We start from the raw sequence: 11711 nt of genomic DNA on the forward strand, positions 1-11711 counted from the left end.
GTGCCGGGTGGTGCCGGGTGGTGCGTGGTGCCGGTGGTGCCTGGTGCGGGCGGGAGCGTCGGTGGGCGGATCAGTGGGTGGGTCGGCAGGTGGACCAGTGGGCGGGTCAGTGAGTGGAGAAGACCGCCTCGCGGGCGGCCGCCAGCGCGCGTTGCAGCGCGCCGAGCAGGACGGGCGAGCCCGGCAGGGCGCTGCTGCGGACTTCCGGCCGGGCGATCGAGATCCGGGCCAGCTCCTCCTCGACGAGCGCGCGCAGCCGTTCGCCGCCCGCACTCGGCACACCGCCGGAGACCACCACGAGCTGGGGGTCCACGACGGCGACGATCACGGCCAGTCCGACGGCGAGCCGGCCGGCCAGGGCGGCGAGGAACTCGTCGCCGGCGCCCGGGGTCTCCAGGGCCCGCGCGAGCGACTCCTCCGCGGTGGGCGCGCCGAGCCCGTGCTCCCGGGCCAGCGCCCGGACGGCGGGTGCGCCGACCAGTTCCTGGAACCCGCCGGAGTTGCGGCGGCGCACGTCCCGCACGACCGGTGAGCCGGGCACCGGCATGTAGCCGACCTCCCCGGCGCCGCCGGTGAACCCGCGGTGCAGCCGGCCGGCGATCACGATCGCGGCGCCGGTGCCCTCGCCGGCCCAGAGCAGGACGAAGTCCTCGAAGCCCAGCGCCGCACCGGAGGCCTGCTCGGCGACGGCGGCGAGGTTCACGTCGTTCTCGATCGACACCGGCGCGCCGATCGCCTCCGAGAGCTCCTGGACGAGTCTCGGCGAGTGCCAGCCGGGCAGGTGGGAGGCGTAGCGGAGCTTGCCGGTGACCGGGTCGGGGGCGCCGCCGACGCCGATCACCACGGCGCGCAGGCTGTCCTCGGCGAGCCCGGCGGCGTGGACGGTCCCGGCGACCGCCTCGGCGACCCGGGGGACGACGCCGGCCGCGGGCCAGCCCTTGGTGGGCACCACGTGCTCGGCGAGGGTGGTGCCGGTGATGTCGGCGACCGCTATCCGGACATGGCTGGTGGTGACGTCCAGTCCGGCGACGTAGCCGGCGGCCGGATTCACCTGGTACAGCTGCGCGTTGGGGCCGGGGCCGCCCGCGGTGGTGCCCACCGGCAGCACCAGCCCGGCCGCCTCCAGGCGGGCCAGCAGCTGGGAGGCGGTGGGCTTGGAGAGGCCGGTCAGGGTGCCGATCTGGGTACGGGAGAGCGGCCCGTTCTCCAGCAGCAGTTCGAGGGCGGCGCGGTCGTTGATGGCGCGCAGCAGGCTGGGGGTGCCGGCGAGGGGGGTTCGGGCGGAGCCGATGGTCCTGGTCACGCCTCGATCCTCCTCTTTCGGCCGGTGGCGGCGGGTGTCCGGGGGCGCGGCCGAGTGACGCGCCGGTGCCCGGGACGAACCGTCGGGCGAACTGTTAGGAAACTTTCCAGTTCGCTTGTGACAGGACCGTATGACCCCGCCAGAGGGGTGTCAATGGCCCTCCGGCCGGTGGATGCCGAAGCGTTACCCGGGCGCGCGGGACCGTTACCCGGGCGCGTCGAAGCGTGAGCCCGCGCACGCGGGGCCTGCTCGCGCCCCGCCCCGGTCCGCCGTGCCCGCACACGCGAGAGCCCCGCTCCCCCTGGGCGGAGGGGGGGCGGGGCTCGGCGGTGTACGGACGGACCCGGCCCGGAGCCGGGCGGCCGGTCAGGGCGTCTTGGCGCCGTCCTCGGCGGGCCGCACCGGTGCCGGTATCGGCGCCGTCGCCAGGGAGCGCGGCGACGCCGGGTCCGCCAGCGCGGACGGCGGCGCGGCATCGGCGGGCGTGGTCGCCGAGGCGGTCGTCAGCACCACCGCGGCGGCGGCCGTGCCGGTGGCCGCTCCGGTGTCGGCGGCCGCCGCCGGGACCTCCTCCTTGACCTTGATCCCGGCCAGGTCGAAGGCCGTCTTCAGCCGCTGCCGCAGCGCCCGCGCCACCATCGGCGCCTTGCCCGGCGCCGTCCTGGCCTCGACCCGCAGCACCACCGAGTCCACCGCCACCGACTCCACGCCCAGGATCGAGACCGGCGCCCAGACCAGCTCGTCGAACGGCGCCTCCTTGGCCAGCGCCTCCGCCGTCTCCTGGATCAGCGCCTCGACCTGGACGAGGTCCTCCCGGTAGCCGACCTGCACGTCCACCGAGGCCGTCGACCAGCCCTGGCTCATATTGGCGATCCGCTTCACCTCGCCGTTGCGGATGTACCAGATCTCGCCGTTCGCGCCGCGCAGCTTGGTCACCCGCAGGCCGACCTCCAGCACCGTGCCGGAGGCCACCCCGGTGTCGATCTCGTCGCCGACGCCGTACTGGTCCTCCATGATCATGAAGACCCCGGAGAGGAAGTCCGTCACCAGGTTGCGCGCGCCGAAACCGATCGCCACACCGGCCACACCGGCGCTGGCCAGCAGCGGTGCCAGATTGACCCCGAGCGCCGAGAGCACCATCAGCGCCGCCGTGCCCAGGATGGAGAACGACGCCACGCTGCGCAGCACCGAGCCGATCGCCTCCGAGCGCTGCTGCCGGCGCTCCGGGTTGACCACCCCGGTGTTGGCCAGCAGCCCGCCGAGCCGGCCCGGCTCGTCGTCGGCCTCGCCCGGCTTGATCATCCGGGCGATCAGCTGGGTGATCAGCTTGCGCACCACGGCCCGCAGCACCAGGGCCAGCACGATGATGAAGACGATCCGCACCCCGCCGGCCAGCCAGTCCTGCCAGTGCGAGTCGAGCCAGCCGGCCGCCTGCCTGGTGGTGTCGCTGACCTCCTGCGCGCTGGTGGGGATTCTGAGGTCGAGCTGCGGCAGCTCGGGCGCCGTGGGGCTCGGGGACGGGCTCGGCGTCGTGGACGAGGCTGTGGTCGCCGAGAGCGCCGCGGCCGTGAGCTTCGTGGACGCGTCGGCGAGGAGGCCGGCGGCACCGGACCAGGACACGTGCGGGACCTTCCTGCAGGGAGCGTGGCGGGCCCGCCGGCAGTGGCGGTGGTCGCCCCGGGACCTGCGGACCGTCCGCCTTAGCCTATCCGCCGCCGAACCACCCGTCGGACACGCCGACGGCGCGCGGACCAGGCCCGGACGCCCCGTCAACGCACCGTCGCGCCCCCCACACCACCCCGTCGGCGGCGGTCACGCCGCTGCTCCGACCGGCCGAGCCGTCCCCCGGGAGGGCGCCCGGGTGCAACCCGTCCTTCGCCCGGGCATACCGGGTATGACAGAAGCCACACCCGGAGTTCACGTCAGGTCCGTTACACAGGAGTGGTGGCGCCGTACAAAGGCGTAAGGCGACACTGGGGGAGATCACGCACCCGCTGTGTGATCCAACCGCTCGTCCCGGCGCGAGCCACGCGCCGCAGGCGTCCAAGGAGGCATCCGTGCCGCATGTCCTGGTCCTCAACGCGTCCTACGAGCCACTCGGCGTCGTATCGATGCGCCGCGCACTCATCCTGGTCCTCAACCACAAGGCGGTCAGCCTGGAGGACTCGGGAGTCACTCTGCACAGCGCCACCAGCGCCCTTCCGGCGCCGTCCGTCGTCCGTCTGACCCGCTTCGTCCGGGTCCCGTTCTGCGGGCCCGTCCCGCTCACCCGCCGGGCGCTGTTCGCCCGTGACCACGGCCGTTGTGTCTACTGCGGGGCCGCCGCCACCAGCGTCGACCACGTCATCCCGCGCAGCCGGGGCGGCCAGCACCGGTGGGACAACGTGGTGGCCGCCTGCCGCCGCTGCAACCACACCAAGGCCGACCGCCACCTCACCGAACTCGGCTGGCGGATGAAGCGCCCACCGGCCCCGCCCAGCGGGCTGGCCTGGCGCATCATCGGCACCGGGATCAAGGACCCGCGCTGGCGGCCCTATCTGGAGCCCTACGGCGGCGGCGACCTGATGCGCGCCCCGCAGTGGGGCGAGTACGAGCACCACGACCATACCGAGGCCGCGCACCCCGTGCCCCTCGGCCGGGCGCACTCCGCCCACCAGCCCCCCGTCCGCCGCGGTGAGCATCCCGAACCGCTCTCCGCCTGATCCCGCTCCACAAGGGCTTGCCCGTCATATCTCCGGTACGCCTCATGGGCCGCCGCGCACCCCGCCCCGGGGAGCGCGGCGGCCCGCCGTCCGGGGCCTGCCGCGGACTCCGCGACGGACTGCGCCGCGGACTCCGCTACGGCTTCTGCGGCGGGGTGCCGGGCGCCACCGGCGGCGTCACCGGCTGGGCGGGGGTGCCGGGCGCACCCGGCGTACCGGGCTGGTTCGGCTGACCGGCCGGCGGGGCCTCCGGAGTGACGGCGAACAGCTCGACGCCCCAGAGCGAGTAGCCGTACTTGGTGGCCCTGGCCACGCCCTGCACCCGCAGGAACCTCGCCCCCGGCGCGTCGAAGCGCACCGTCTCGTCACCGCCCTTGCCGTCGTCCACCGTCGCCACCGTGGTCCAGGTGACGCCGTCCGGCGAGGTCTGGATCTTGTACGCGGAGGCGTACGCGGCCTGCCAGTGCAGCACCGCCGCCCCCAGGTGGGCGGCCTGCGGCAGCTCCAGCCGCACCCAGGCGTCGTCCCGGGCCGGCGAGGACCAGCGGGTCTTCGGGTCGCCGTCGGCCACCGCCGAGGCGGGGAAGGACGAGGTCTCGTCGCCCGAGGAGGTCGCCTGCGCGCCGACGGCCAGGTCCGGGCCGCCGGTCGGCGGCACCACGTGCACCTGGAGCACCTGCCGCACGGTGGTCGCGCCGGCCACGAACAGCACCGGCACCTGGTACGTCCCGGACGGCGTCCCCGGCGCGGCCGTGACCAGCAGCGGCACGCCCACCCGGCCCCCGCGCGGCACGGTCAGCCCGGCCGCCGGGGCCACCGTGAGGCCCTTGGCCGCGGCCGGCACCTCGGTCCGCAGCTCGCCGGCGGTCCCCTCCGGGCGGCCCGCCTCGACCGTCACCCGGGTCTGGGTGGGGGCGGCCGCGCCGGTCACCACGTCCAGCGCGGGGTCGGAGAGGCTCAGCCGGGCCGCCGGGGCGTCCGCGTACCAGGGGATCACCTGGTTGACCACCGGAGGCTCCCCGCCGGGCTTCCAGGCCAGCCGGAACGCGTCCGCGACCTGGCCGCCGGCCGACAGCTCGTTGTAGCCCGGCTGGACGGTGCCGATCTGCACCCAGGTGCCGTCGGCATGGCGCACCGAGACGGCGGCGGTGGCCCGCACACCCGGGTCGGTGAGCACGGTGAGCCGGTCCAGCGGGCGGGCCGCGCCCAGCTCGACGGTGAGCGGCTCGTCCGTCGCGGTCGGCGCGGTGGCCGCCCGGTAGGCGGTGTCCGGGTTGCCGTCCAGCACGGCGGACGGCGAGGAGCCGGGCAGGGCGCCGGGGCCGCCGGAGACGCTGGCCGGGGCGTCGTCCGGCGCGGTGACGGAGAACTCGCGCACCGCCACGGCGGTCTTCTGCGCGGCGGTGGCGCGCAGCCGCACGGCCCGGACGACCGTCCCGGCGGGCAGCTGCGCGGTGACGCTCTTCTGGTTCTTCACCTGGGCGAGCTGCTTCCAGCCGCCCTCGCCGGTGGAGTACTCCAGGACACCGTCGCGGATGTAGTCGTCGATCGCGCTGGCGCCGTCCGGGCCGCTGCCCCAGGAGCCCATCAGCACGGTGACACTGCCGACCGGGCGGCCGCCGCCGAGGTCCAGGCCCACCGAGTCGCCGGGCTGCGGGGGTGCCGAGCTCCAGTAGAAGGTGTCGGCGACGCCGTCGGTCATCAGGGCCGGCAGGTGGTCGTGCGCGGTGCCCAGGGTGGTGGTCGGCGTGACGCCGCCACCGGCCACACCGGCCCAGGTGTCGGCGGCCGCGACGGCGCGCTCCAGGAACGGGTCGAGCACGCCCGCGCCGACCGTCGCCGGGCTCTGCCCGAGCTGTTCGCGCAACTTGTTGAGCTCGACCCGGGCCTTCCAGGCGGCCGGGCCGTCGCCGCCGTGCTGGGCCAGCAGCATGTCCAGCGCGGCCTGCCCGGCCAGGCCGTAGTCGTGCAGCGGGGCCAGCCAGGGGGCGGCCTCGGCGGCCAGCGGGGCGGTGGCCTGGGTGGCGGCCAGGGTCTGCCGGGCGTCCGCCATCGCGGCGAAGGCCTCCCGCAGCGGGGCCGCCGCCTGTATCAGCTTGGCGAGGTCGGGGGCGGCGCCGGCGTTCGGCTCGGCGGTGGCCCAGAACCGCTCCAGCAGCGGCGTGAGGTAGCCGGACTCCTGCTTGGACAGCGGCGAGGACGAGCTGTTGCCGGCCAGCGCGGTGACGGCGGCGAGCGCCGCCCCGGCGGGCGTGGCGCCGCCGCCGGTCGGGCCGGCCAGCGAGCGCAGCGCGGCCTGCCAGGACTCGTCCGGCTTGTAACCGGACGGGTTCCAGGCGAAGTCGCCCGCGGTGGCGAGCGCGATCCGGGAGGCGACCGGCTGCCGCATCGCGCCGGTGAGCATCGCCGCGGAGCGGGTGGCGACCCCGGGGTCGCGCCCGGTGTAGGCGCCGAGGAAGAGCCGGTCCGGGGTGGCGTCGTTGACCGGGTAGTTGTCCATGGTGACCAGCGGGTGCCCGTACAGGTCCCCGGTCTCGGCGGCCTGAGCGCCCGTGATCTTCTCCGGAATCACCCCGACACCGCTCCAGGCGACCTGCACCCCGGCCGGCAGCGCGGCCGCCAGCGCCTTGCGGTAGGGCGTGGTGCCCTGCTGGTGGTACTCGGTGGGCACCACGGTGAGCGGCGCCAGCCCGGGGTTCTTCGCGATCAGCCGGTCCTGCACCTTGGCCACCAGCTCGGCCTGCGCCTTGGCGGCGGCGGCCGGCCCGGTGCCGTACCTGGAGCGGTCGTCGCCGCAGTGCCACTCGTCGTAGCTGACGTCCAGGAACTGCAGCTGGAAGGCGGTGAAGCCGAGCTTGCGCAGCCCGTCCAGCTTGGCCACCAGCGCGTCCGCGTCCCGGCCCGAGCTGTAGCAGAACGACTGCCCGGGGTCGATCGAGTACCCGAGGGTGACGTGGTTGCGCCAGGCCCGGGCGCCCAGCGCGCGCAGCTCCTCGGTCTGCGCCTGCGGGTAGGCGGTGCGCCAGCGGGAGAGCCGGTACGGGTCGTCGCCCGGGGCGTAGAGGTAGAAGTTCTGCTTGGAACGGCCGAGGAAGTCCAGCTGGTCCAGCCGCTGCTGCTGGCTCCACGGGGTGCCGTAGAACGCCTCGGCGGTGCCCCGCACCGGCGCGCCCGAGGGCCAGTCGCGCAGCGTGATGCCCGGCAGGCCGAGACCGGCCGCACCCGGCGCCTGCCCCTGCCCGGCCGGCACCGCCGCGAGCAGCTGGCGCAGGCTCTGCGCGGCGTAGAACGTCCCGGCCGCGTCCGTGCCGGCCAGCACCACCGCGCCGTACGTCCCGCCGCCCTGGGCCGGCAGCTGACCGGCCGACAGCACGTACCCGCCGGCCGGCAGCCCGCCGGGCGAGGGCGCGGCGACGTCCTTGCCGCCGGCCGCCGCGGTCAGCCCGCGCAGCACCCTGTCCACCGCGCCGCCCGCGCCCTCGGCGGGCCCGCCGACGTACACCACCAGCGAACCGGCGGCCGGCGCGTCGGCCTCCTCCTGCGGCGTCACCGAGGTCGCCCCGGCGATCTCCAGCACCTCCCGGACGGCGTCCACCGCACCGTGGTCCGCCTTCGGCGCGACCACCAGCGTCACCGCCGCGGGCACCGCGACCGGCTTCCCGGCCACACTCTGCTCCTGCGGCCGCGGGAACACCTGAGGGTTGCTCACACTGCCCAGCGGGGTCTGCGGCGCGCTGCTCACCACATCCGGCCCCGGCGCCGCCGCGTACGCCACCGACGGCACGGACCCCGCCAGCAGCCCGCCGACCACGGCCGCCGCCGACAGCGTCGCCGCGAGCCGCAGCGTCCGCCGGCCCGGCGCCCCCGGCCGGTCGGCCGCCGCCCGCTCGGCGCGCACCGAGGCCAGCAACGGCTCCGTCCCCTTGAGATCCGCGATCAGCCGGTCCGCCGTCCGCGGCGCCAGCTGGCGGCAGGTCCGCGCCGTCACCTGCCGCGCCGAGACCGCCGCCGGATGCTGGAGCACATCCCGCAGCGCGGCACTCTGCTCCACCTGCTGCCGCAGCCGCCGCCCGGCGAAGACGGATACTCGGGCTTGCACAGGAGCCTCCTCGCCGGGCTGGAACCACATCGCGGCCAAAGCCCACCAGCTGGGTGTTCCGGTGTCAATGTCACCGACGGCTATGCCAAGTTTGTCCTATTTGATCATCTGTAAAGACCGCCCCCGAACACACCCCGGGCCCGCGACACCGACCGGCGTCGCGGGCCCGGGGTGAACCGTCAGGCTCCCGGTCGTGGCTCGGCCGTCACGAGCGCGGCGGAGCAGGGAGGACGGCCGTCCGCAGGGTCGAGGTGACCCACTGCTGGGACGCCCCGAAGTGGCAGTCCCAGAGCTGCAGCCGGTTGCCGTTGACCGCGCTCCAGGCCGGCAGGTCCAGGCAGCGGCCGGAGTCCGGGTGGAAGAGCGCGTTGTTGGCGAGCGGAATCCACTTCTGCGACTCCGTGCCGTTGCAGGTGCGGTACTCCATCTTCGTGCCGTTGTCGCGCCCGGCACTCACCGGCGTCAGGCAGCCGCCGAGCACCCGGACGGAGCCGTCGTTGCCCAGTGAGAACTGCTGCGAGGTGTCCCCGTGGCAGGTCCAGAGCTGGATCGCGGTGCCGTCGGCGGTGCCGAAACCGTTGTCGTCGGCGCACATCCCCTGATCCACACCGGAGCGGATGAGGCCGCTGGTGCCGGGCGCCGCCGGGCTCACCGCGAACGGGTAGACGGCGGTGCTGCTCACGCTGCCGTCGAAGGCGGAACTCGGCTTGCCCTGGTACTGGTAGCGGCCCAGCACGAATGGTCCCGACGACGGCGGGCTGACGGACTTCTTGTGGTAGCCCGTTGCTGCGAGCACGCCGTCGACGTACAGGGACATCAGCCCGGTGTCCGCGTTGTAGGAGGCGCTGAGCTGGGTCCAGACGCCGGTCCGGACCGCCGCGTTGGTGTTGACCGTGTTCGTCCAGTCGTACGGCCAGCCGTCGTCGTCCCCCTTGGCCAGCGCGAACGTCCAGGTCCGTCCGGCGTCGCTGTACAGCATGAAGCTGCTGGCGCGGCCGGTGTTCTGGCTCGCTATGACACCTCCGGCGGGGCCGGACTTGGCCCAGGCGGAGACGGTGAAGCTCCTGCGGGTGTCGACCACGGGGCCGGTCATGGTGATGTTCGAGCCGTTGCCCGGGCTGAACGCCGCGACGGTGGTGGGCCTGCCGCCCACGGTGTCCGCGACCCAGCCGACGCCGGAGGCAGTGCCGTTGGCCTTGCCCTGGCCGTCCACGACGCTGTTGCCGCCGTTCGGCGCGGCCAGCCAGTTGCCGACCGGGCGGTTGAGGTTGCCGAGGACCACCGGGGCCGAGGCCAGACCGGTCACGGTGGGGCCGCTCTTGTCGGTGCCGGGGGCCTTGGTGCCGATACCGGCCCAAGCGACCAACTGCTGATTGTTGTCCACGGCCCAGAGGTCGGGGACACCGTCGCCGGTGAGGTCGCCGTTGGAGCCGACCTTCGGGTACAGCTTGGGGTCGACGCCGTTGGCGAGCCAGCCCTTGGTGGGGTCGGCGAACGCGGCGGTGTCGAAGCCCGATGCGTTCCTGCTCAGCTGGTAGGCGTGGATGGATCCGTCGTTCTTGGAACGAGCCCACACGGTGGGCATGTCCGTTCCCTTGGCCGGGCCGGGGGTGATCAGGTCGTAGGAGTTCCAGTCCTGGTTGTTCTGGGAAAGCAGGACGGCCGGGCCGTCGAGCTGCTTGACGCTCGACGACATGGCGAGCCAGAGCCTGCCGTTCTCGATGAAGAGCATGGACGAGCGTGGCAGACGGGGAAGCCCGGTGCCTGTGGGCTCAGGACTGTCACCGGACGGAGAGCCGAACGCCGAGATCTGGGTGACGGCGGACCAGTCGTTCATGTTGCCGTAGTCTGCGCATGTGATCGGCGTGGTGTCAGGCAGGGCGCATTGCCTCGACTTCGGTTGCTGCACTGAGGATTGGCCGTCGAGGTGAGCGGCTGTCTCGTCGTTGGCGTACAGATAGAGCTCCGCAGCACCGGGTGCGTGCGCGATCATGTCGTCGACGTTGCGGCTACTGAACGAGCCCCGGTGGGTGACCTGGACGTTGCCCCAACTTGTCGTGTTGGGAGCGGACTCCGGCTTGGCGTTCGGTGCCGCGAACGGATCGGCGTTGGCGCCGACCAGACGGAGGTTGCCGGCGCCGTCGGGCAGCAGTACGTCAGCCTTCTTGTCGCCGTCGATGTCACCCATGATCGGCGCGGGCGCGTTCGGGTTGCTCGGCACGTAGTAGGTGTAGACGACCGGCTGGGACATGTTGCCGGCATTGTCCTGAGTCTGTAGGTAGAGGAAGTGGGTGCCCCAGCGGTCTGGCTTGACCTTCAGGACGTACTTGCCGTTCGCGTTCATTTTGACGACGTTGCCGCCGTCGTTGCAGTTCCACCCGGTGGCGGCCGCCTGGACGGGGTCTGCGGTCCAGCGGGCGCAGGCCAGCCCTGAGGAGCGGCCGCCAGCGGCCGGGGCCGGGTCGGTGCCGGTGAGGACGAAGCTGCCCTCCTCGCCGACGGCCTTCGGGTGGCCACCGAGGGTGCCGGACTCCGGGAAGTCCGTCGACGTGACCTGGGCGGTCGGCGGCGTCCGGTCGATGCGCATGAAGCACATGTCGCTGTAGTCGCTGTGCAGCGTTCCGTCGTCGGTGACGGCGAACCATCCGTACTGGTGGCCGTCGATCAGCGAACCGACGCTCCTGGTGACCCTGCCCGAGCTGGCAGCCCAGCCGGTCTCGGAGAACGCGGCCGAGCCGCCGTTGTCGTCGTCCCAGATCTTGAACGTGGTCCAGAGCTGCTCATTGGTGGGGGACCGGGTGTCGACGCTCAGATTGATGTCCGTGTTGGCCCCGATCCAGCCGGGGTTGTCCCACGGGTTGGTGGTGCCGGGGGTCCTGCACGGGTTGTTGTAGTCGCTGTTGGAGGCGAAGCCCGGCGTCGGGCTGGTGGCCGGTGACCCGACGTACGGTGCGATGTCGTAGACGACCACGACGTGCGGGTTGTTGGCGAACCGCTGACGGTAGTACTTGTTCGACTCGTCGTCGGGTGCGAAGCCGAAGGTCCAGCCGCCCCAGTGCTCGCGCGCGGCCTGGGTCATCTGGCTGTACACGTCGAACTCGATACCGCCGGTGCCCTTGCTCAAGGTCATGCCGACCTTGCCGCAGTTCTGCATGACGGCGCCGGTCTGGCAGGGCTGGGCGTTCCACCGGGTCCACTGGTTGATCGGGTTGCTGTTCCCCGACCCGGTCGAGTACAGGCCCATCGGGGTGGACGTCGAGGGGCTGGACGAGCGCACCACGTTGGCGTAGAGCCTGGCGCTCAGCACGGTGGAGTTCCAGAACTGCGAGTTGAGGCCGATCTGGAAGTAGGCGCGGGTGCGCCCCACCTTCTCGCAGGGGTTCGCCGCGTCCACGTAACCGCAGTAGCCGGCGGCGGGCTTGTCCTGGTCGTACTGGGTGCCGTTGTACTCCATGGTCTCGGGGTAGGCCTCCTGTGGGCTTTACCCCTGTTTGTGGACACTTCTGAGAAGCGGATCTTCGGGTCCGTGGAGAGGATGTCCTCATGGGTGCTGCGAGGTACTCGGGGGAGTTCAAGCGGGACGCGGTCGCGCTGGTGGAGTCCAGCG

General features: G+C 73.4%; 5 protein-coding genes. 1 reads left to right on the forward strand and 4 read right to left on the reverse strand.

Going from position 1 to position 11711, the window contains the following annotated elements:
• Positions 1-106: 106 nt before the first annotated feature.
• Positions 107-1303, reverse strand: a complete 1197-nt coding sequence (locus ACIQIB_RS37155; RefSeq protein ID WP_363613245.1) for an ROK family transcriptional regulator — start codon at positions 1301-1303, stop codon at positions 107-109.
• 366 nt (positions 1304-1669) lie between these two features.
• Positions 1670-2797 (reverse strand): mechanosensitive ion channel family protein, encoded by a 1128-nt coding sequence (locus ACIQIB_RS37160; protein WP_400763520.1) that lies wholly within the window; start codon positions 2795-2797, stop codon positions 1670-1672.
• Between the two features lie 563 nt (positions 2798-3360).
• On the opposite strand from ACIQIB_RS37160, the gene ACIQIB_RS37165 reads away from it, so the two are divergent.
• Complete coding sequence (locus tag ACIQIB_RS37165) at positions 3361-4005, forward strand: HNH endonuclease (RefSeq protein ID WP_363613241.1); 645 nt, start codon at positions 3361-3363, stop codon at positions 4003-4005.
• A 136-nt stretch (positions 4006-4141) separates the two neighbouring features.
• On the opposite strand, the gene ACIQIB_RS37170 is transcribed toward ACIQIB_RS37165, so the two are convergent.
• Together ACIQIB_RS37170 and ACIQIB_RS37175 are read right to left on the reverse strand one after the other, a co-directional pair.
• The gene (locus ACIQIB_RS37170; RefSeq protein ID WP_400763517.1) at positions 4142-8104 is read right to left on the reverse strand and encodes a beta-N-acetylglucosaminidase domain-containing protein; all 3963 of its coding nucleotides are present in this window, start codon (positions 8102-8104) and stop codon (positions 4142-4144) included.
• Between the two features lie 205 nt (positions 8105-8309).
• A complete protein-coding gene (locus ACIQIB_RS37175; RefSeq protein WP_400763519.1) occupies positions 8310-11558 on the reverse strand; it encodes a ricin-type beta-trefoil lectin domain protein in 3249 nt (1082 codons plus the stop codon).
• Positions 11559-11711 lie beyond the last annotated feature (153 nt).

The sequence above is a fragment of the Kitasatospora sp. NPDC092286 genome (assembly GCF_044755565.1).
Classification (GTDB): Bacteria; Actinomycetota; Actinomycetes; order Streptomycetales; family Streptomycetaceae; genus Kitasatospora.